Source organism: Pseudomonas sp. Snoq117.2 (assembly GCF_900110545.1).
GTDB classification, from domain to species: Bacteria; Pseudomonadota; Gammaproteobacteria; order Pseudomonadales; family Pseudomonadaceae; genus Chryseomonas; species Chryseomonas benzopyrenica.
Window position 1 is genome coordinate 436,255 of record NZ_FOED01000001.1, and the last position, 19,897, is coordinate 456,151.

Consider the following 19,897-nt stretch of genomic DNA (forward strand, 5'->3'; position numbering starts at 1 on the left):
TGTTGGGCTTCGACAGTGGAGCCGTCTCAACCCAACCTACGACGCGATCCGCCACTGCAGTCCCGTAGGTTGGGCTAAGCGCAGCGAAGCCCAACGGGATCAGTCCTCAATGTTGGGCTTCGACGATGGAGCCGTCTCAAGCCAACCTACGCAATCACCGGATAGCCCTGCTCCACCGCCTCGCGGCGCCAGTCCAGCAGGGGCAGATAGGTCGCCTCGTCTACTGCGGTGAAGCCCTCGATGGCGAGGCGCTCGGCCAGCGCAGGATCGGCGGCCAGGCTGTCACTCAGCGCCCCACGCAAAGCCTCAACCTCTGCATCTGACCGGCTGGCGGCGGTGATGAAGGGCAGCGCCGGACTCGGGCGGGTGCGTTGCAAGAGGCGCAGACCGGCGACCCGCTCGGGTTGGGCGCGCTGCAGATAGCCATAGGTCACGGCATCCACCGCGGCCACATCGGCATGGCCTTGCTGCAACAGCGCCAGGCTATTGGCGTGGCTCTCGCTGACGATCACCTCGCCAAAGAAGCGGCCACGCTCGGCCAGGGGCGCCACGGCGAGGCGCAGGAGATTCATGCCGCTGTTGGAATCCAGGCCATTGAGCGCCACTCGCTTGCCGCGCAGATCGGCCAGGCTGGCCACATCCAGGGCGTCGGGCACCAGGATGAAGGCGCAGTGCTCGGCCTCATTGCAACCCTCGAAGCGATAGCGCGGCGCCGCCACCAGACGCACCTGACCGCGCAGGCGGGTCGCCCAGGGATAGCCGCAGGTCTGGGCCAGCAGCAGCTCCGGATGACTCCAGAGCGCCGGCAGTTCCTCGGGTGCGGATTCGAGGGTCACCCCCAGGCGCAACGCCACGGCCTCGGCGAGCTGGCGATAGGCGTCGCGCACCTCGGCGGGCTCGACGTACATGGTAAGGGCGGCGACGGTCATGGGCGGCTCCTGCACGGAAAACCGCCATTATCCCCTATCGTTGCGCCTAGAGCGCGGCCTTCACCCGCTCGGCATTTTCCGCTGGCAGCCAGGACGTCCAGACCTCGGGGTGCTCCTTGAGGAAACGCTTGGCCACGACCTGGGCATCTTCGCGTTTCTCGGCCATGCCAGCGAGGATGCCGTTGAACTGGTCGAGGGGAAATTCGACCTTCTCGAACAGGGTCACCAGGGCCGGCGCCTTGTCGTGCAGGTCGCGGGAGACGCCGATGGTGATCTTGGCTGGTAGCGAGCGCGACGGCAGCGGATCGGGGTTCTTCGGATCCGACAGGGTATCCCAGGCCTTCTGGCTGAACGGTGGTTCTTCCAGCTGGACCAACTTGTAGCGGCCCATCAGCGGTGTCGGCGACCAATAGTAGAAGAGCACCGGTTCACCGCGGCGCATGGCGGTGGCGATGGCGGCGTCCAGCGCAGGGCCGGTACCGGTGCGGAAGTTGGTGTAGCTGTCGGTGAGCTTGTAGGCCTTGAGCTTCTGGCTGTTGACGATCTCGCAGGTCCAACCGGTCGGGCAGTTCAGGAAGCGGCCCTTGCCCGGCTCCTCGGGATCGCGGAACAACTCTTTATAACGTGGCAGATCGACCACGCTCTTGAGATCCGGCGCCTTGGCCTGGATGCCGCGCTCAGGATCGCCCTTGACCAGGTATTCCGGCACCCACCAGCCCTCGGTGGCGCCCTTGACCGTCTCGCCGACGGCGAACACCTTGCCGGCCTGTTCCGCAGCGCGCCAGGCCGGACTGCGCCCGGCCCACTGCTCGCCGGTGACCTGGATGTCGTTTTGCGCCAGGGCGTTTTCCAGAGTCACGGTGTTGCCCGGTACGCTGTCGGTCTGGCAACCGTAGCCCTTCTCCACCAGCAGGCGCAGGACCTCGGTGGTGAACATGCCGCTCTCCCAGTTGGGGCCGGCGAATTTCACCGTCTTTGGATAGGGACAGCCGCCATCGGCGGCAAAGGCCAGTGGCGCGATGGCGAAACTGGCGAGGGTCAGGGCGAAACGCAGGCGCATGGGCAATTTCTCCGACAAGGGACGCGGGCCTTTCGACCCAAGGTATGGCCATTCGTCTCCGCGGGCCAGAGCTATTTCACAGCGGACCGCCCTCGGCGGTCTTGCGCAGGCCGGCGATCACCGTTTCGCCGGTTTCCCGGGCCAGCTCGGCGTACCAGGCCTGGGTGGCCAGGGGCTCATGACCGTGGGTGATCTCGCAGCGCTTGCGCGCCCGCGCGACGATCCCGGCGACCCGCTCCAGGCGGGCTGCTTCATAGGCCTGGAGCGCTGCCAGGGGATCCTGTTCGGCGTCCAGGCAGCGCGCCAGCACCCAGGCGTCCTCCATGGCCTGGCAACCGCCCTGCCCCAGATCCGGCGCCATGGCATGGGCGGAATCGCCCAGGAGCGCTACCCGGCCCTGTACCAGGGTCGGCAGCGGCCGGGTGTCATGGATTTCCACCCGCGCCACGCCCTGGGGATCCAGCCGTTCGATCAGCCGTTGCACCGGCGGTGCCCAGCCGGCGAAGTGCTCGGCTAGCTCCGCGCGGTAACGGCTGCGGTCGTTGGGTGTGCCCTTGGGCAGGGGTACATCGAAGAAGAAGTAGAATTCATCGCCGCCCATGGGCATCAGGGAGACTCGCTGATGCGCCCCGACGAATTGCGCCCAGTCGTGGGCCTCGGCCAGATCCGGCGCGATCGCTACCCGACCGTTCCAGTTCACGTAGCCGCAATACTCACGGGTGATGGCCCGGCCCGCCACCCGGTCGCGCAGGCGCGAGTGGGTACCGTCGGCGGCGATCAGCAGATCGGCCCGCTCGCGACGCCCGTCGCCAAGGTGCACGGTCACCCCGTCCGCGTCCTGCTCGAAGCCCTCGCAACCGACACCCAGGGTCACCTGATCGGCGCCCACGGCGTCCAGCAGAAGGCGCTGCAGGTGGGCGCGGGCGATGGGCCGTGCCGGTCGGCCCACGGCTGTGTAGAGCGGCAGCAGGCTGAAGTGGGTGAGCAACTGTCCCTGGTGGTCACGGTAACTCATGGTCTGCATGTCGCCACTGACCGCGGCGATGGCGGGCCCCAGTCCCAGGTGTTCGAGCACCTTGACGCCGTTGGGCCAGATGGAGATGGCCGCGCCGATGGGTGCGAGGTCCTGCGCCCGCTCGAACAGGCGGACCCGGTGTCCGGCCTGCTGCAGTGCCAGGGCGGCGGTGAGACCGCCCATGCCGGCACCGGCGATGATGATGTCGAGAGATGGCATGACGGACCTCGTTGGCCGGTAACAGATGCCTTGAGCAAGCAATTTCCTGACCAGGTGGTCAGGTATTGGAATCAGGCCGCTGGCGAAACGAGCGGGGTCGGAAAACGCACCAGCCTGGTGCCCTGCGACCACTCGTCGCTTCGTTTCTAGGCAGGCTGCCCTTCGTCGGCTCGCATGACGCATTCCAGAGCTCTTCTATACTCCTAAGGTAGTCGCCATTTGCGTTGTACCCAGCGTTCGCCATCCACAGAGGCCCGCTTGCGGCGACCACAGCGGGTGAGGAGCAGGATCATGATCAATCATGTCTGGGGCCTGCTGGCCCATCCCGATCGCGAGTGGCAACAGATTCGTCGCGAAGGGGAAACGGTCGGGCACTTCTTTGCCCATCATGTCGCCTTGCTGGCGGCCATTCCCGTCGTCGCGTCCCTGGTGGGCACCACCACCTTCGGTTGGCGCTTCGGCGGCGGTGAAGCCCATGTGCTGGATCTACCCACTGCGGTGGTACTGGCGGTCATCAGCTATGCGCTGATCATGGCGGCAGTGGTGGCCATGGGGCATGTGATCCACTGGCTGGCGCGGCGCTATCCGGATCGGCCCAGTGCCAATCGTTGCATTCTGTTCGCCGGCTACGTGGCCACGCCCATGCTGCTGAGTGGCCTGGTGGGTTTCTATCCGCTGGTGTGGCTGTGCGCCATCGCCGGCATCGTCGGCCTGGCCTATTCGGCCTACCTGCTCTATACCGGCATCCCCTCCTTCCTCAATATCGATCAACGGGAAGGCTTCATCATGTCCGGCTCCACTCTGGCCATCGGGGTGCTGGTGCTGGAGGTGCTGATGGCTACCACGGTGCTGATGTGGGGTTACGGCCCGGAGCTGTTCGGCTGATCGAACGTCGCTCTGCAGTTGGCAAAAAGCCCGGATCGGTCACCGATCCGGGCTTTTTGTTGGCAAGCGGCTAGCGGCGGGAAAAGCCGTAGAGATCCATGGCCAGGATGCCATGGGCGATGCCGTCGTGATGGACGCTGAAGGTGCCTTCGGGGTCCGCCGCGCCCAGGGCGACGAACAAGGGCAGCAGGTGCTCGTCGGTGGGATGCGCCTGGCGGGCCTGGGACGCCTGGCGCCGGTAGTCGAGCAAGGCGTCCAGATCTCGCTTGCGCAAGCGATGTTGGATCCACTGCTGGAAGTCCCGCACATAGCCGGGGGACTCAGCGCCCCCACGACGGAAGTGACCGAGGTTGTGGGTCAGGCTGCCTGAACCGATCAGCAGGGTATCCGCCGGCAGCACCCTGGCCAGCGCCTGGCCCAGGGCATAGTGGTAGTCCGGCCCGCGGGTGGCGCTCATCGACAGCGGCACCACGGGGATTTGCGCGTCGGGATAGAGATAGCGCAACGGTACCCAGGCGCCGTGATCCAGTCCCTGCGCCTCCGTCTCGGCCTCCCAGCCCTGGTCACGCAAGCCTTGAGCCAGTTGCTCGGCCAGCGCCGGGGCACCCGGCGCGGGATAATCCAGGCGGTAGAGGGCTTCGGGAAAGCCATGGAAGTCATGGATGGTGGCCGGCCGCTTGGCGCTGCCGAATACCGGTATCCGGGTATCGAAGTGCGCCGAGACCACCAGGATGGTGGCTGGGGTCGGCAGTGACCGCCCCAGGGCGCGCCAGGCCGCCCCTGCCGCGCCGGCGTCGAGCGCCTCCATGGGCGACCCGTGGGAAACGAACAGGATGGGAAGCGACATGGTGGCGACCTCTCGAGTGGATTCAGGCGCGCTTGCGGGCATCGCAGGAAAGCTGACCCGCGCCCAGCAGCGCCAGGGCGGCAGCGGTCACGGCGAGAAAGACCGGATATTCCCAGCCGCCGTCGGGATTGGAAAAGGACCAGCCGTTGCCGAAATGGACTGTCGCCGCGGCGAACAGTTGGACGGCGGCCACTGCCGCGACTGGACGCACCCAGACGCCCAGGATCAGGAGCACGCCCGCGCCCAACTCGAAGAAGGTGACCGGATAGGCCAGCCAGCCGGGAAAGCCCACCGAAGCGAAGAAACCCGCGGTGCCTGGCAAGGTGAACACCAGCAGCTTGGTCAGGCCATGGGCCAGGAACATGGTGCCCAGGGCCAGGCGCAGCAATAGGGCGGCATAGGACGAAGTACGATCAGTCATGCTGATTCTCGAGCAGGGGAAAGATGACCCATTGTCCTGTTTCCAACGCGCGAATAAAGGTGCACTCTGGGAATGAACTGTGCACGCTATGGAAACAATCCTTGGATACCCTGAGAGCCCTGCAGGCCTTCATCAAGATCGTCGAACTGGGTAGCCTGACCGCGGCGGCTGAACGGCTGGAGCTCTCGCGCTCGGCGCTCACCAAGCATCTGGCCGCCCTGGAGCGACACTACGGCACCCGGCTGCTGCAACGTACCACCCGCACCCTGAGCCTGACCGAGGCCGGACGCACCCTCCATGAAGGGCTGGTGCCCCTGCTGGGCGATCTGGAGGCCCTCGAACAGCGCCTGCAGGAAGGCCACGAGCGCCCGCAGGGACGCCTCAGGGTCAGTGCACCCCTGACCTTTGGCGTGCGCCACCTGGCACCGCTGGTGAGCAGTTTCCTGCACGAATACCCCGAGGTCGCCATCGATCTGGAGCTGAGCGATCGTCAGGTGCGCCTGGTCGAAGAAGGCTTCGATCTGGCCGTGCGCATCGGCGATCTCAGCGATTCCAGCCTGGTGGCTCAACCCCTGGGGGCGGTGGAATTGTTCATCTGCGCCGCGCCCGCCTATCTGCAGCGCCACGGTCGTCCCGAGCACCCGGCCGAACTACGCGAGCACCGCTGCCTGCTCTACAGCTACGCCAGCGATGGCGATCTCTGGGAATTCCAGCGTGACGGTGAGCGCCTGCAGGTCAAGGTCAGTGGGCCCTTGCGCGCCAACAATGGCAGTGTCCTGCACCAGGCGGCGCTGGACGGCCATGGGATCATTCGCCAACCAGACTTCCTGGTGGGCGATGACCTGGCGACGGGTCGCCTGCAACGACTGTTCGCACCCTGGTACACCCAGGCCATCGCCATCCATGCGCTCTATCCCCATCGGCGTCTGGTGCCGGCCAAGGTGCGGCTGTTCATCGCCTGGCTGCAGCGACATCTGGTCACAGCCGAGCACTTGAAAAGACTGCCGTAGGTCGCCGCCGAACGGTCATTGCCGGGGGCTTCGCAGCCTGACGGGGCTTGCCTAGAATCCCTGCCTGTCCCGCCGGCACTGCCGGTTTCTGCGATGGCTGTCGTTCATGTCGACCGAGAATCCTTGCCTCAGCTGTGGCGCCTGCTGCGCCCACTTTCGCGTGTCTTTCTATTGGGGCGAATGCCAGTCGGCAGGCGGCCCGGTGCCCGATTACCTCACCGTCGCGGTCAGCCCCCATCTGGCGGCCATGCAGGGCACCGCGCAGAAGCCGGTACGCTGCGTGGCCCTGCTGGGCGAGGTGGGCTGCGGCACGCGCTGCACCGTTTACGAGAACCGTTCCAGCACCTGCCGCGAGTTCACCGCCGCCTGGGAGAACGGCGAAGCCAATCCCCACTGCGATGCCGCCCGCGCCGCCTATGGCCTGCCGCCGCTGACGCCGCCGTTGCAACCCCATATCTCGCCCGACCGCGTAGCTTAGGCGCTGTACGAAAACTGCCTGCGCTCAGTGATGCTTCGTTGAAAGAACCTTTCGGAATGCTCATTTACCATTTGTAAACTCCGCTTCCTCAAGGTTTTTCGCCTCGCCTCACCATCGCTCGGCGACTTTTCGTTCAGCGCCTAGAGGAAACCAAACGGCCATCGCCGCTGCCCAAAAAGGCGACGGCTGGGCTGTGAAGCGTGGAAAATGCAGTGCGGATCAGGTTTTCACGTCCCTGCTAGATCGAATACCCTATCGTTCTTTCGCCCGCTATGCGTATCCTGTAGCGCCGAACAACAAGGCTGCTTCAACCGGCCACGTAGAGGCTTACAAAGGCTCTACGCAAGGCAAAGCTGCCGCTATACTGCCTGGCCAATACTCACACATGGAGTTTTTACATGAATAAAGCTGAGCTGATCGACGCCATTGCCGCGTCTGCCGACCTGCCCAAGGCCACCGCTGCCAAAGCCCTGGACGCCTTCACCACTGCGGTGACCGACGCCCTGAAGCAAGGCGACAGCGTCAGCCTGGTCGGTTTCGGAACTTTCGCAGTAAAAGAGCGCGCTGCTCGCGAAGGCCGCAACCCGCAGACCGGTGCCACCATCAAGATCGCCGCTGCCAAGCTGCCCGGCTTCAAGCCCGGCAAAGGCCTGAAAGACGCCGTCAGCTAAGACTGCGTTGGTCGATTCTTGTCTTCCGGGCGCTGCAGAGCGCTTCGGAAGACAGTCCTCCGCCCCACCCGCTCACTCCCCCTCCCTGCTTTTCGCCTCCGCGCCCTAGTGAAAATCCCGACTCGACACCAAGAGTTCGTCGAGCAGCGGACTTAGATCGGTCAAGCGACCGGCGATCAGGTGCTGCACCCCCGCCTCCCGTTCCAGATGCCCCTCGACCTGTAGCAGCCGTGCCTGCAACAACGGTCGTCGCTGCTGTTCGCCCACTGCGCGCCAGACCACCACATTGAGCATGCCGTGCTCGTCTTCCAGGGTGACGAAGATCACCCCGCTGGCCGTGCCTGGACGCTGTCGTCCGCGCACCAGTCCGGCCACTCGCACCAGGGCGCCGGGCCTGATTTCGTCCAGCTGACGGAAGTCCCGGCAGCGCCGCGCCTGGAGTTCGCCACGCAGCAGGCTCAGCGGATGCGGCCCCAGGGTGGTGCCCAGCATGCGGTAGTCGGCATGGACCTCTTCGGCAACGCTGGGCGCGGGCAAGGCCAGGCGCTCCTCTTGAACGCTATCCGCCGCCGCGAACAGCGGCAGCTGGCGCTCCACCCCGGCCATGGCCCAGCGCGCCTGATGGCGATCCCCGGCGAGCTCGGCCAGGGCGCCGGCCTCGGCCAGTTGCCCGCGGGCCCGGGCATCCAGTTCGGCCCGGCGGCAGAGGTCCTCGATGTCGCGAAAGGGCTGCGTACCCCGCGCCACCACCAGGCGGCGGCCGACCGCTTCCGCCAACCCCTGCACCAGGCGCAGGCCCAGGCGGATCGCCGGCTGATGGCCAGCGCTCGCCTCCAGCCGGCAGTCCCAGTCGCTGGCCTGCACGGTCACGGCGCGCACCTCGACGCCATGGCGTCGAGCGTCCTGCAGCACCTGGTCGGGACTGTAGAAGCCCATGGGCCAGCTGTTGACCAGGGCACAGGCGAAGGCGGCCGGTTCATGGCATTTGAGCCAGGAGCTGGCATAGGTCAGCAGGGCGAAGCTGGCGGCATGGGATTCGGGAAAGCCGTAGCTGCCGAAGCCCTTGATCTGCTCGAAGAGGCGCGCGGCGAATTCCGGGCGATAGCCGCGCTCGACCATGCGACTGTGCAACCGCTGACGATGAGGTTCGAGGCCGCCATGACGCTTCCAGGCGGCCATGGAGCGGCGCAGCTGATCGGCTTCGCCCGGGGTGTACTGGGCAGCGGTCATGGCGATCTGCATCACCTGCTCCTGGAACAGCGGCACTCCTAGGGTGCGCTCCAGGGCTGGCCGCAATTCGTCATGGGGATAGTCCGCCACTTCCTCGCCACTCCGGCGGCGCAGATAGGGATGCACCATGTCGCCCTGGATCGGCCCGGGCCGGACGATGGCCACCTCGATCACCAGGTCGTAGAGGGTTTGCGGCCGGAGGCGCGGCAGCATGGCCATCTGGGCGCGGGATTCGATCTGGAACACCCCCACCGTGTCGGCGCGGGAGATCATGGCGTAGGTGGGCGCATCCTCCTGGGGCAGGCTGGCCAGGGTCCAGCGCTGGCCACGCCAGTCAGCGACCAGGTCGAAGCAGCGGCGCAGGGCGCTGAGCATGCCCAGGGCGAGGATGTCGACCTTGAGCAGGCCCACGGCATCGAGGTCGTCCTTGTCCCACTGGATCAGGGTGCGCTCGGGCATGGCGGCATTCTCCACCGGCACCAGCGTAGCCAGGGGCGCCTCGGAGATGACGAAGCCGCCGGGATGCTGGGAGAGATGCCGGGGAAAACCGATCAGTTGACCGGCGAGGATGAGCACCCGCTGCAGCAGCGGGCTGTCGGGATCGAAACCGGCTTCGCGCAGACGTGCGGGGCCGGGGATCTCGTCGGTCCAGCGCCCGGCGCACCCGGACAGGGCGTCGAGCTGATCGCCCGGCAGGCCCAGGGCCTTGCCGACATCGCGCAGGGCGCCGGCGGCATGGTAGGTGCTGACCACCGCGGTGAGCGCGGCCCGTTCGCGGCCATAGCGGCGGAAGACGTACTGGATCACCTCTTCGCGACGCTCGTGCTCGAAGTCGACATCGATGTCGGGCGGTTCGTCGCGCTCGCGGGAGATGAAGCGCTCGAACAGCAGGTTGCCGGTGAGCGGATTCAGCTCGGTGATGCCCAGCACGTAGCAGACCACCGAGTTGGCTGCCGAACCGCGGCCCTGGCAGAGGATGTGCTGGCGGCGGGCATGGTCGACGATGTCGTGCACGGTGAGAAAGTAGTTCTCGTAGCCCTTCTCGGCGATCAGCGCCAGCTCCCTGGCTACCTGGTCGGTGACCTTTTGCGGCGGTCCCTCCGGCCAGCGCCAGGCCAGGCCGCGGCGGGTCAACTCGGCCAACCAGGAGCCGGCGGTCTGGCCGGCGGGTATCACCTCCTGGGGATAGCGATAACGCAACTCGCCCAGATCGAAGCGACAGCGGGCGGCGATCTTCAGGGTTTCGGCGCGCAAGGCATCGGGATAAAGCCCTTCGAGCACCGTCAGCGGGCGCAGATGCCGCTCCCCGTTGGGATGCAGGCGATAGCCGGCCTCGGCCACTGGCAGGTGGTGGCGGATGCTGGTGAGCACATCCTGCAGGGCACGACGACCGCGGGTATGCATGTGCACGTCGCCGCAGGCCACCGGCGGCAGCCCCAGTTGCTCCCCCAGTGCCTGCAACTGCATGAGCTGGGCGGCGTCATCGGCGCCGCGCAGCAATTCCACGCCTAGCCAGAGGCGTTCGGCGAAGACCTGCTTGAGCCAGGCGCCCTCCTCGGCCAGGGGTTCGCCGCCCGGCAACCAGATGGCCAGCAGCCCGGGCAAGGGGTGCTGCAAATCCGCGCGACCCAACTGGTAGCGGCCCTTGGGCGCACGGCGGCGCGCCCGGGTGATCAGGGCGCAAAGAGACTCGTAGCCCGGCAGATCCTCCACCAGCAGCACCAGGCGCAGGCCGTCGTCCAAGGTCAGCTCGCTGCCAACGATGAGCGGCAGTCCGACCTGCCGCGCCGCCTGCCAGGCGCGGACGATGCCGCTCAGGGTGCCTTCGTCGGTGATGGCCAGGGCGGCGTAGCCCAGCGCCTTGGCTCGCTCGAACAATTCCAGGGCGCTGGAGGCACCGCGCTGGAAACTGAAATTCGACAGACAGTGCAACTCGACATAGCCGCTCATGCGAACCAGCCCTGGATCCACCAGGGCGCCTCCTCGCCATAGCGGCGGAAGGCCCAGGCTTGGCGTCCGTCGGCCACCTCGATGCGGTAGTAGTCGCGGCGTTGGTCGCCGCCGTCCCACCAGCCGCTTTCGATGCGTTCAGGACCGGCCAGGATCCGGCGTGGCTGACCGTCGAGGGGGCGCGGTTCGCGCAGCAGCCAGCCCGGACGCAGGCCGGGCAGCACAGTCTCCAGGCGTCGCTCGTGGCGCCAGACCAGGGCGCGCTCGGGCCGATGATCCGCCTGAATGCCGAGGCCGAGCACGGCCTCCTCGCCCAGCCGGGCACGCAGACGCTCGCGCAGCACCTCCCAGCCCACGGCCTGGGCCGGGCGTTCGTCGAACAGGCCATGGCGTTCCGGCACGAAGAGCGGCAATTCCTCGCTTTCCAGGCGCAGCGCCAGAACCGGCGCCACCACCTGCAACTGTTCGAGGCGGCCACGGGCGAATTCGAACAGCAGGGCGGCATCGCGCTCGGGGGCCAGCAGGCCGATGGTGAGGGTGGTGGCCGGCCCCTGGCGATGTTCCAGCCAGAGCAGGAAGCGCTGCACGCCACGGTCACGACTGGCCAGCCAGGCGGCCAGGTCGGCGGTGAGGCGGCGCAGTGGAAACAGCAGGGCCTGGTGGGAGTCCACCTCGAAATTGAGTTCCACCCGCGCCACGAAGCGATCGGGCGGCCGATAGAACTCCAGCGCCAGACTGCGACTGCCGCCCAGCAGATCCAGCTGCTGCAGAAGCTCCGGCGCGAAACGCCGGGCCAGGGCGGCCCTGGGCAGGGCCTTGAGCTGCTCCAACCGGCGGATACCCATGCGCGTCAGCGCCTGGGCTTGCTGGGGGGCGAAACCGGCGCGCTCCACGGGCAGCCGATCGAGCAGGCGCGGCAGGTCATCCGGAGAGGCGATGAGACCATCGGCGACATTGGTCAGCATGCGCGCCGCCACCGGATTGGGTGCCAGGGCCAGCCGATGACGAAAGCCCAGGCCCTGGAGCTCCTGACGCAGGCGCCGCTCCAGCCGCGGCCAGGGACCCAGCAGCGGCAGGCTGGACTGGATCTCCAGCAGCAGCGCCCGCGGATAGTGGCGACTGACCTGGGAGCTGAAGCCATAGCCCCAGGCCGCCAACAGCGCCTCGGCCGTCTCGATGAGCGCCGGATCATGTTCCTGCTGCTCGAAGTCACGGGTCAGCGCCTGGGCGGCGGCCAGGGTCAGGCCAGGGCGCAGTCCCAGGGCTCGCGCGGCCGGATTGACCGCCCGCAGCAGGCGACGCTGGGGCGGACCGGAAAGCAGCACCAGCGGCTGCTCCGGCTGCGGATGGCGGCGCAGCACGGCATCCAGCGCCAGCTGCGGAAAGAGGATGCAGGCCCAGCGCATGGCCAGCTCAAGCGCCGCCGGCCAGATCGAGCACGCCGGGCTGACCGCCCCGGCATTTGCGGATATGTAGCCGTTCCAGCGGCGCCCTGAGTTCCAGGCGCAAGGCCGCCGGCGAGGGATTGTCCAAGGCGGCGGCCGGGCGCAGGGCGAAGGCCAGGGTGCGACCGCTCTCGGCGGCGACCTGCAGCCGGCGCAGCTGGCGATCATCGGCGCGCTCGGGCCAGCAGAGCACCGCGCCGAAGCATCCCGAACGCAGGCACTGCTCGGCGGCCCAGAGCACCTCGGCGCCCTGGGCGCGGATCACCACCAGGGAATCCAGCGCCACGCCGGCCGCCTGCCAGGCCAGGGGATAGGGCAACAGCGGCGGGCCGATCAGGGCGATGCGTTCGGCGGCTTGGCTCAGGCGCGCCAGGGTTGGCCAGAGCAGCCGCAACTCGCCATGGCCGGGGCCGGCGAGCAGCAATTCGGTCAGCGCCGCCTCGGGCCAGCCGGCGCCGGGCAGATGGGCATCCAGGGCGGCGACCCCGGTGGGCTGGTCGCTGCGCCGGGCGTCGGGACTGGTCTGCCCCTTCCAGAGACGCCGCTCCTCGAACAGCCGGGCCAGGCTGGCGCCGCCGCTCATGCCGCCAGACCTGCAGGGGTGTTATCCATGGCCATCGCCTCAATCTGTATATGCATACAGTATTAGAGGCGATCCGCATCGGGGTCAAGTCGAACCGGTGTCCGCGTCGATGAGGGGATCGGTCAGATCCAGATCACCACGCCGATCAAGGCAGCCAGCAACAGCCACTGTTCGAGGTAGTAGCGGAAGCGGTTGCGCTTCTTCAGCGCCTTGCCGCGTTGACGGATGCGATAGAGATGCCGGAAGGCACGGTTGAGGCCACCGGTGCGGTCGCTGGCGTCATTGGGCGAGGCCGCCGAGGCCAGCAGGGTACCGCTTATCCAGCGGTTGAAGGCACCGGCCCAGCGATAGCGCAGCGGTCGCTCGATGTCGCAGAACAGGATGATGCGATCCTGCTCGGTGGTGTTCTCGGCGTAGTGGATGAAGGTTTCATCGAACACCACTGCCTGGCCATCGCGCCAGTGATAGCGCTGGCCGTCCACCTCGATGAAGCAGCGTGGGTCGTTGGGCGTGGCCAGGCCCAGGTGATAGCGCAGGGAGCCGCCATAGGGATCGCGATGGCGCACCAACCGCGACCCGGGCGGCAACTCGGCGAACATGGCCGCCTTGACCGTGCCGATGCCCCGCAGCAATCCGGTGGTCTGCGGGCACAGCTGCATGGCGGAAGGATGGCTGTCGCCGTACCACTTCAGATAGAAGCGCTTCCAGCCGCTCTTGAAGAAGGAGTTGAAGCCGGCATCGTTGTGCTCGGCGGCTTTCTTGATCTGGCCGGCACGCAGCAGGGCCAGGGCTTCGTCACGAATGAGCTGCCAGTTGTCCTGCAGCACCTGGAGCTCGGGAAAGCGTTCCACCGGGTGATAGGGCTGGTTGGGTACCCGCGACGTCAGGAACATGAAGGTGTTCAGCGGTGCCAGCACCGTCGAATGATCACCTAGCTGACGCAGGAATCGATGACGCACCCGACCGCGAAAATGCACGTACAACACACAGAGAAAGAAACCGCCGATCACGAACCACTTCACGCGTCACTGTCCTGAAAAGAATGTTTCAAGATGTTATACGCTCCACCGGCATCAGACCTAACTCTAAGGTCTGACGATTAGCCGCAGGCTTGCACGGGGACGTGCACCGCCGCTGGGAGCCATGACGGGCATCTTGTATCCTGCAGGTGACACTTCGAGTGCCCGGAGGGCCTCATCATGCGTTCGCTACTCTATGGCCTGCTGCTCGCCAGTGGCGTCGTGGCCGCTCAGGATGTCTACAAATGCGTGGACGACCAGGGCCAGACGACCTATACCCAGGGCGCTTGTCCGACGAATAGTCAGATCACTACCATTCCGCTGCAGCGTTTGCCCGACAGCAACGGCTTCACTCCCCCGCCAAAACCCGCCACGCCACCGCCAGCCACTGCGCCGCGCGAGATCACCGTAGTCCCCGCGCCGGCCAGCAGCCGTCAGCGCCCGGTCGATGACGTCACCGTGGTCGGCAGCTCTTCCTCCTCTTCCAGCTTTCGCCAGGAAACCCAGGTGCGCAGCGGCGGCATCCTCTATCAGCCGGTGCCGATCTACATCGACCGCCGGCCGCGTGACGAGACCTGGCACATGGTGCCCCACCCCCAGGCGCAGCCGCCGGCTCCGCCTACTCAGCAGATTTACGGTATCCCTTTCAAACGCTGAAAGGCGGTAACCACTGCCTAAAGACGATGCAGGAAGTTGACGACGAACTTGCGTCCCTCGGTGCGGTTCTCGGCGTCCTGCTCGAAGTAGCTGTTGACGGTGACCAGGTTCTGTCTGGAAAAGGCGTAGGTGAAACCCGGACCCCAGGCCCAGACCTTTTCCCGGCGTCCGCTGACGTCATGGCCATCCACCTGGGTATCGGTAATCTGCCGGAGCCAATAGCCGCTCAGGCCGATGCTGAGTCGGTCGTTCAGCGCGTACTGGGTGGCGAAGTTGGCATGCAGTGCCTGGCCGGCCTGGGTGTCCGAGACAGCGCCGAAGCTACGCAGCGGCTGGTCGTTCTTGCCATTCCACAGGTACCAGAAGCGCCCGGTCACCGACCATTGGGGCGTCAGCCAGTAGGTGGTGGCGTAATAGGGATTGAAGGACCAGAAGTTGCTGCCCGGATTGATCGCTCGGTCGCGGTCGTAGCGGCCGGTGGGGGCGACGATCTCGGCCTCGATGCGCTGCGCCCAGCGCGGTCCGCCGTCGGGGCGGGTGGTGGTGGGTAACTGCAGGAAGGCGCCCAGGGTCAGGTCCCCTACCCCTTCGCGGGCGCTCAGCGCCTGGCCGCCGAGGCCATCGTCGACATCGGCATGGGCCAGCAAGGGCAGGATGGCGGTGAAGCCGGGCATGGCACCGTTGGCCAGCGGCTGCCCCAGGTAGATCAGCTGGGTGACCGGGGCGAAGGTGGTCAGGTCCTGCTTGGGCAGGGGCAGCTTGCGGCCATTCTGATCGTTGAAGCGACTGGTCTTGCCATAGATCAGGTATTCCGCCAGGTACCAGCCAGGGCCGTCCGGTGCCGGGGCACCATCATAGAAGCTGGTGGAACCGAGGTTGAGACCGGGCAGGTCGTAGGCCTGAGCCAGCGTGGAGGCGAGACTGGCCGCGGCCAGCAGACCGAATCGGGAAAGTGTGCGCATGACGTCGTCCTGGGATTGTTCTTGTTGTGGGAACACGCGATCACCGCACCTGGGCAGGCGCGGCGATCCGGGTCAGACGTAACTGGCGGCCAGGCCGCCATCCACTGGCAGATTGGCGCCGTTGATCCAGCGCGAGGCATCGCTGCAGAGGAAGGCGATGACCGCGGCCACCTCGTCGGCCAGCGCCGGACGCAGGATGCGCTGGCTGTCGCGGGCGACCCGCTCTTCACCCAGCATGCTGACGAAGTCACCGAGGATGGGCGTGAACACCGGGCCCGGCGCCACGCAATTCAGCCGCACGCCGAATTCGCGGAACCAGGTCTGGGACTGCACGAAGCTCCAGACGATGAGCGCCTCCTTGAAGTACTGGTAGCAGGTGGCCTGCTCCACCGGATGGGCCTCCAGCCAGGCCTGGGCCTGGGCGAAGTCGGCGATTTGCGCCAGTTCGCGGTGCCGCTCCAGGCGCTGCGGCCATTCGGCGCCGAGGATGGAGGTGACGTTGACGATGGCCCCGCCCTGCCCCAACCGCGCGACCAGTTGCTGGCTGAGCAACCGCAGGCCGAGGTAATTGACCCGGGCCACTGCCTCCCGGGGTGCCGTGCCCGGTACCCCGGCGATGTTGCACAGGCCGTGCAGGTGCGCCGGCAGGCGACCGACCAGGGCGGCGATGCTGTCGGGATCGCCCAGGTCGGCCTGGTGGAAGTCGTCCAGGCTGAACTGGGGCTGATTGCGGTCGACGCCGATCACAGTGGCGCCTTGGAAGCGTGCCAGGCGCGCCAACTCGGCGCCAATGCCGGAGGCCACGCCGGTGATCACTAGAGTCTTGCCATTCAGGGTCATGGGATTTTCCTCTTGTTGTTATTGGGGGTGAAACAAGGGTTTGGAGCCTGCTCAAAGGCTTGCGAGCTAGAGCCAAACAAGGCGAACACGGCTGAGGAAGCGGATCGGACCCGCGCTCGGGTTTACGAGTGGTAAATGAGCATTCCGATCGGGCTGGCGACCCAGGTCGTGTTCAACGCGGTTTGGCCGACGCGCAGCAGCCTTTGAGCAGGCTCTCAGAAGGGATAGCGTGGCGGCTCGTTATGCTCGGTCACCCATTGCCACTGGCTGTAGTCGTCCCAGTTGCACAGGCCACCGACGCTGCCGCCATTGCCGGACTGGCCACGGCCGCCGAAGGGATTGACCACCTCGTCGTTCACCGTCTGGTCGTTGAGGTGCAGCATTCCGCACTCCAGCCGTTCGCCCAGGGCCCGGGCCCGCGCCAGGGAGCCGGACAGCACACCGGCCGCCAGGCCATAGGGGGTGCGGTTGGCCAGGTCGATGGCCTCGGACTCGTCGGCGAAGGTCACCACGCTGGCCACCGGGCCGAAGACTTCCTCATCGAAGGCCCGCATGCCGGGGCGGACGTCGGCGAGCACCGTGGGGGCATAGAAGAGGCCTTCGTGATGACCGCCCTGCAGCAGCCGGGCACCGGCGGCGAGGCTATCGGCGACGATGCCCTGCACCCGTCGCAACTGCCGGTCGTTGATCAGCGGGCCGAGTTGGGTGCTGGGCTCCAGGGGATCACCCAGGCGCAGGGCGGCGGCGCGGGCGACCAGGCGTTCGCTGAAGGCGGCGGCGATGCGCTGGTGCACCAGGATCAGGCCGGTGGCCATGCAGATCTGGCCCTGGTGCAGGAAGCTGCCCCAGGCGGCGCAGCTGGCGGCGCGGTCGAGATCGGCGTCATCGAGCACGATCAGCGGATTCTTGCCGCCCAGCTCCAGCGCCACCTTCTTCAGATGGCGCCCGGCGCTTTCCGCCACCTGGCGCCCGGCCTGGGTCGAGCCGGTGAAGGCGATCATCCGCACCTGGGGATGGGCGCAGAGCGCCGCCCCGGCCTCGGCGCGACCGGGCAGCACCTGCAGCACGCCTTTGGGCAGGCCGATGGCCTCGAACAGTCGGGCGATCAGCACGCCGCCGCTCACCGGCGTCTGGTGATCCGGCTTGAGTACCACGGCATTGCCGCAGGCCAGCGCCGGGGCCACGGCGCGCAGGGAAAGGATCAGCGGGAAGTTGAAGGGCGAGATCACCCCCACCACGCCATGGGGCAGGCGGCGGGCATAGGACAGGGCACCACGCTCGCTGGGCAGAACCACGCCATGGGGCTGCAGCAACTGGCCGGCGACCTGCTGCAGGATGACTCCGGCTTCACGCAATTCCAGCTCCGCCTTGGGCAGGATGCCGCCGGTCTCCCGGGCGATCAGAGGGGCCAGTTCGGCGCGATTCATCTCCAGGTGCGCGGCGGCGGCCAGGAACAGTCCGGCCTTTTGCCGGGCGGTCCAGGCGGCCCAGGCCGGTTGCGCCTGGGCCGCCTTGGCGCAGGCCTGGTCGATGTCGGCGACGCTGGCCAGACCGGTGCGGTGCAGGGGCTGGCCGGTGGCAGGTTCGATGACCTCCAGGGTGCCGCCCTGGGCGGCGATCCAGTCGCCATCGAAAATCCGCTCGCGCCAGGGGGCGCCGTCCAGGAACGGCGTGGATGATCTGCTCATAGCCTTCTCCTTGTTGTTATCGGGCCGCGGTGGGCACAGGCAAGGGAGCAAGGGCTGTGCCCAGACCGGGCTGACAGGAAAAAGCGCCGTTCAATCAGGGACTTGCTGACTTGGGCAGGCAAAGGCGCCAGGCCTATTCAGCAAACGCCTTGCTCAAAAGATAAAGTTATGAGGTATAACCTTTTCCTTGAGTGCGCATTTGCGCAATTCACCCGAGAGGTCGTGCCATGGCCCGCTCCGAACGTCTGTCCCTCAACGATCTGCAGCAGGCCGCTACCGGCTTCCAGCGGGGCGACAGTGCCGCCTGGGACGGCAGCGCCAGCCCGACCCAGGCGGAACTGGCCGAGTGCCTGTTCTTCTCGCCCGGAGATGGTCGCATCTGGCTCAACGACCAGCGCATGCTGCTGGTGCACGCCTCCGCCTTTGGCGCCCTGCGGCGCGAGCTGATCGGCGCCCTGGGTCAGGAACGCGCCCGCGGCCTGCTGACCCGGGTCGGCTATCTGTCCGGGGTGCGCGACGCCGAGCTGGTGCGCAAGCGCTGGCCCCAGGCCGACGCCGCCGCCATCTTCGCGGCCGGCACCCGCCTGCACGGCCTGGAGGGGCTGGTGCGGGTCGAGCCGCTGCATTTCGAATTCGATGTCGACCAGGGCCGCTATGGCGGCGAATTCCTCTGGCACCACTCGGCCGAATGCGACGAGCACCAGATCGCCCATGGCCAGGGCAGCGATCCGGCCTGCTGGATGGAGATCGGCTATGCCATCGGCTACGTCAGCAGCCTGTTCGGCCGCCTGGTGATCTTTCGCGAGGTGGAATGCCGGGCCATGGGCCACCATGTCTGCCGGGTCGAAGGCCGCAATGCCGAACGCTGGCCCGACGTGGCGGAGGACCTGCGCTATCTCAATGCCGCGGGCGATGGTACCTCTGAGAGGACTGCCACCGAACGCCTGCCCGCGCCCCTGCCCCACGCCGTCGACGGCCAGCCGCTGGTAGGCGCCTCGGCGGCCTTCAACGGCGCCTTCCAGGCGCTACAACGGGTCGCCCCGACCCCGGCCACGGTGCTGCTCACCGGCGAATCCGGGGTGGGCAAGGAGCTGTTCGCCAGCCACCTGCACCGTCTCAGCCACCGCGCCGACGGCCCCTTCGTCGCCCTCAACTGCGCGGCCATTCCCGAGAATCTCATCGAAGCCGAATTGTTCGGCGTGGAGCGCGGTGCCTATACCGGCGCCAACCAGTCCCGCGCCGGGCGCTTCGAACGGGCCCAGGGCGGTACGCTGTTCCTCGACGAGATCGCCTGCCTGAGCCTGCCCGGTCAGGGCAAGCTGCTGCGCGCGCCGCAGGAGCGCGAGATCGAACGGGTCGGCGGCAGCCGCACCCTCAGGGTGGACGTACGGGTAGTCGCCGCCACCAACCTGGACCTGCGCGACGCGGTGCGCCGCGGCGACTTCCGCGAAGACCTCTTCTATCGTCTCAACGTCTATCCCATCGGCATCCCACCCCTGCGGGACCGCCGCGACGACGTACCGCTGCTGGTGGATCTGTTCCTGCGCCGCTTCTGCGCCGCCTACGAACGTCCGCCGGTGGGGCTGACCATGCGCGCCCTCAAGGCGCTGCTGCGCTACGATTTTCCCGGCAACGTACGGGAATTGCAGAATCTGGTGGAGCGCGGGGTGATCGCCAGCGATCCGGGCGAACTCATCGACCTGCCCCACCTGTTTCGCGGCGAGCCGCTGCCGGCCGACCTCCTGGAACCGGCGCCGCAGACAGCCGGCTGGCTGGAGCGCCTCGGCGTGGCTGGCGAACGCCCGCTGCACCTGGGCCAGCTGGAAGCCGAGCTGCTCGACGAAGCCCTGGCGCACAGCCACGGCAACGTGGCCGCCGCGGCGCGACTGCTCGGCCTGAGTCGTGCCCAGTTCGCCTATCGCCATCGACGCGCGAGACGGGATCTGGACTAGAATGACCCCTCGATACCCTCCTCTCGCCATCTCCGA

General features: G+C 67.1%; 18 protein-coding genes. 6 read left to right on the forward strand and 12 right to left on the reverse strand.

Going from position 1 to position 19,897, the window contains the following annotated elements; translation table 11 throughout:
• Positions 1–146: 146 nt before the first annotated feature.
• From BMZ43_RS02225 to hpxO, 3 genes are all read right to left on the reverse strand, one after another.
• Positions 147–929 (reverse strand): phosphate/phosphite/phosphonate ABC transporter substrate-binding protein, encoded by a 783-nt coding sequence (locus tag BMZ43_RS02225; protein WP_064307997.1) that lies wholly within the window; start codon positions 927–929, stop codon positions 147–149.
• Positions 930–975: 46 nt separating this feature from the next.
• Positions 976–1,989, reverse strand: coding sequence for an ABC transporter substrate-binding protein (locus BMZ43_RS02230; protein WP_064307996.1), 1,014 nt, complete (start codon positions 1,987–1,989; stop codon positions 976–978).
• Between the two features lie 76 nt (positions 1,990–2,065).
• Entirely contained in the window at positions 2,066–3,223 is a 1,158-nt protein-coding gene (hpxO, locus tag BMZ43_RS02235) for an FAD-dependent urate hydroxylase HpxO (protein WP_064307995.1), read from the reverse strand.
• A 291-nt stretch (positions 3,224–3,514) separates the two neighbouring features.
• On the opposite strand from hpxO, the gene BMZ43_RS02240 reads away from it, so the two are divergent.
• Positions 3,515–4,108, forward strand: coding sequence for a Yip1 family protein (locus BMZ43_RS02240; protein ID WP_017641849.1), 594 nt, complete (start codon positions 3,515–3,517; stop codon positions 4,106–4,108).
• Between the two features lie 70 nt (positions 4,109–4,178).
• Here BMZ43_RS02240 and BMZ43_RS02245 read toward each other — a convergent pair whose 3' ends face one another.
• Both BMZ43_RS02245 and BMZ43_RS02250 read right to left on the reverse strand, forming a co-directional pair.
• Positions 4,179–4,955, reverse strand: a complete 777-nt coding sequence (locus tag BMZ43_RS02245) for a dioxygenase family protein (RefSeq protein ID WP_093249481.1) — start codon at positions 4,953–4,955, stop codon at positions 4,179–4,181.
• Positions 4,956–4,977: 22 nt separating this feature from the next.
• On the reverse strand, positions 4,978–5,376 hold the full coding sequence (locus BMZ43_RS02250; protein WP_093249484.1) for a DoxX family protein: 399 nt from the start codon (positions 5,374–5,376) through the stop codon (positions 4,978–4,980).
• 101 nt (positions 5,377–5,477) lie between these two features.
• On the opposite strand from BMZ43_RS02250, the gene BMZ43_RS02255 reads away from it, so the two are divergent.
• The 3 genes from BMZ43_RS02255 (at position 5,478) to BMZ43_RS02265 (ending at position 7,535) form a co-directional block, all read left to right on the forward strand.
• Positions 5,478–6,386 carry a LysR family transcriptional regulator gene (locus BMZ43_RS02255; protein ID WP_017641852.1) on the forward strand — a complete coding sequence of 303 codons (909 nt, stop codon included), beginning with the start codon at positions 5,478–5,480 and terminating at the stop codon, positions 6,384–6,386.
• A gap of 106 nt (positions 6,387–6,492) precedes the next feature.
• On the forward strand, positions 6,493–6,864 hold the full coding sequence (locus BMZ43_RS02260; protein WP_093249488.1) for a YkgJ family cysteine cluster protein: 372 nt from the start codon (positions 6,493–6,495) through the stop codon (positions 6,862–6,864).
• 398 nt (positions 6,865–7,262) lie between these two features.
• Complete coding sequence (locus BMZ43_RS02265) at positions 7,263–7,535, forward strand: HU family DNA-binding protein (protein ID WP_007159052.1); 273 nt, start codon at positions 7,263–7,265, stop codon at positions 7,533–7,535.
• Positions 7,536–7,640: 105 nt separating this feature from the next.
• Here BMZ43_RS02265 and BMZ43_RS02270 read toward each other — a convergent pair whose 3' ends face one another.
• The 4 genes from BMZ43_RS02270 to lpxO all read right to left on the reverse strand — a co-directional run bounded on the left by BMZ43_RS02270 (position 7,641) and on the right by lpxO (position 13,765).
• Positions 7,641–10,715, reverse strand: coding sequence for an error-prone DNA polymerase (locus BMZ43_RS02270; protein WP_017641854.1), 3,075 nt, complete (start codon positions 10,713–10,715; stop codon positions 7,641–7,643).
• Positions 10,712–12,121: a Y-family DNA polymerase gene (locus BMZ43_RS02275; protein ID WP_068385555.1), complete on the reverse strand. Its 1,410-nt coding sequence runs from the start codon at positions 12,119–12,121 to the stop codon at positions 10,712–10,714. Before BMZ43_RS02275 ends, BMZ43_RS02270 begins: the two co-directional genes overlap by 4 nt.
• Positions 12,122–12,128: 7 nt before the next feature.
• Positions 12,129–12,743 carry a translesion DNA synthesis-associated protein ImuA gene (imuA, locus tag BMZ43_RS02280; RefSeq protein WP_093249492.1) on the reverse strand — a complete coding sequence of 205 codons (615 nt, stop codon included), beginning with the start codon at positions 12,741–12,743 and terminating at the stop codon, positions 12,129–12,131.
• Between the two features lie 122 nt (positions 12,744–12,865).
• Positions 12,866–13,765 (reverse strand): lipid A hydroxylase LpxO, encoded by a 900-nt coding sequence (gene lpxO / locus BMZ43_RS02285; RefSeq protein ID WP_017641857.1) that lies wholly within the window; start codon positions 13,763–13,765, stop codon positions 12,866–12,868.
• A 177-nt stretch (positions 13,766–13,942) separates the two neighbouring features.
• Here lpxO and BMZ43_RS02290 point away from each other — a divergent pair, with 177 nt between their 5' ends.
• The gene (locus tag BMZ43_RS02290; RefSeq protein ID WP_017641858.1) at positions 13,943–14,419 is read left to right on the forward strand and encodes a DUF4124 domain-containing protein; all 477 of its coding nucleotides are present in this window, start codon (positions 13,943–13,945) and stop codon (positions 14,417–14,419) included.
• A 17-nt stretch (positions 14,420–14,436) separates the two neighbouring features.
• Here the strand turns inward: BMZ43_RS02290 and BMZ43_RS02295 are convergent, their stop codons facing one another.
• The 3 genes from BMZ43_RS02295 to BMZ43_RS02305 form a co-directional block, all read right to left on the reverse strand.
• The gene (locus tag BMZ43_RS02295) at positions 14,437–15,381 is read right to left on the reverse strand and encodes a SphA family protein (RefSeq protein WP_017641859.1); all 945 of its coding nucleotides are present in this window, start codon (positions 15,379–15,381) and stop codon (positions 14,437–14,439) included.
• 72 nt (positions 15,382–15,453) lie between these two features.
• Positions 15,454–16,221 (reverse strand): coniferyl-alcohol dehydrogenase, encoded by a 768-nt coding sequence (locus tag BMZ43_RS02300; RefSeq protein ID WP_017641860.1) that lies wholly within the window; start codon positions 16,219–16,221, stop codon positions 15,454–15,456.
• 215 nt (positions 16,222–16,436) lie between these two features.
• Positions 16,437–17,909: a benzaldehyde dehydrogenase gene (locus BMZ43_RS02305; protein WP_093249495.1), complete on the reverse strand. Its 1,473-nt coding sequence runs from the start codon at positions 17,907–17,909 to the stop codon at positions 16,437–16,439.
• 227 nt (positions 17,910–18,136) lie between these two features.
• On the opposite strand from BMZ43_RS02305, the gene BMZ43_RS02310 reads away from it, so the two are divergent.
• On the forward strand, positions 18,137–19,861 hold the full coding sequence (locus BMZ43_RS02310) for a sigma-54-dependent Fis family transcriptional regulator (protein ID WP_093249498.1): 1,725 nt from the start codon (positions 18,137–18,139) through the stop codon (positions 19,859–19,861).
• The last annotated feature ends 36 nt before the right edge of the window (positions 19,862–19,897 follow it).

Excerpts from the sequence above, each read along its gene's own strand:
- BMZ43_RS02290 (WP_017641858.1), top strand. The coding sequence starts at position 13,943 with ATGCGTTCGCTACTCTATGGCCTGCTGCTCGCCAGTGGCGTCGTGGCC.
- BMZ43_RS02260 (WP_093249488.1), top strand. The coding sequence starts at position 6,493 with ATGTCGACCGAGAATCCTTGCCTCAGCTGTGGCGCCTGCTGCGCCCAC.
- BMZ43_RS02230 (WP_064307996.1), bottom strand. The coding sequence starts at position 1,989 with ATGCGCCTGCGTTTCGCCCTGACCCTCGCCAGTTTCGCCATCGCGCCA.
- hpxO (WP_064307995.1), bottom strand. The coding sequence starts at position 3,223 with ATGCCATCTCTCGACATCATCATCGCCGGTGCCGGCATGGGCGGTCTC.
- BMZ43_RS02300 (WP_017641860.1), bottom strand. The coding sequence starts at position 16,221 with ATGACCCTGAATGGCAAGACTCTAGTGATCACCGGCGTGGCCTCCGGC.
- BMZ43_RS02245 (WP_093249481.1), bottom strand. The coding sequence starts at position 4,955 with ATGTCGCTTCCCATCCTGTTCGTTTCCCACGGGTCGCCCATGGAGGCG.
- BMZ43_RS02265 (WP_007159052.1), top strand. The coding sequence starts at position 7,263 with ATGAATAAAGCTGAGCTGATCGACGCCATTGCCGCGTCTGCCGACCTG.
- BMZ43_RS02225 (WP_064307997.1), bottom strand. The coding sequence starts at position 929 with ATGACCGTCGCCGCCCTTACCATGTACGTCGAGCCCGCCGAGGTGCGC.
- BMZ43_RS02270 (WP_017641854.1), bottom strand. The coding sequence starts at position 10,715 with ATGAGCGGCTATGTCGAGTTGCACTGTCTGTCGAATTTCAGTTTCCAG.
- imuA (WP_093249492.1), bottom strand. The coding sequence starts at position 12,743 with ATGAGCGGCGGCGCCAGCCTGGCCCGGCTGTTCGAGGAGCGGCGTCTC.
- BMZ43_RS02240 (WP_017641849.1), top strand. The coding sequence starts at position 3,515 with ATGATCAATCATGTCTGGGGCCTGCTGGCCCATCCCGATCGCGAGTGG.
- BMZ43_RS02295 (WP_017641859.1), bottom strand. The coding sequence starts at position 15,381 with ATGCGCACACTTTCCCGATTCGGTCTGCTGGCCGCGGCCAGTCTCGCC.
- BMZ43_RS02275 (WP_068385555.1), bottom strand. The coding sequence starts at position 12,121 with ATGCGCTGGGCCTGCATCCTCTTTCCGCAGCTGGCGCTGGATGCCGTG.
- BMZ43_RS02310 (WP_093249498.1), top strand. The coding sequence starts at position 18,137 with ATGGCCCGCTCCGAACGTCTGTCCCTCAACGATCTGCAGCAGGCCGCT.
- BMZ43_RS02305 (WP_093249495.1), bottom strand. The coding sequence starts at position 17,909 with ATGAGCAGATCATCCACGCCGTTCCTGGACGGCGCCCCCTGGCGCGAG.
- BMZ43_RS02250 (WP_093249484.1), bottom strand. The coding sequence starts at position 5,376 with ATGACTGATCGTACTTCGTCCTATGCCGCCCTATTGCTGCGCCTGGCC.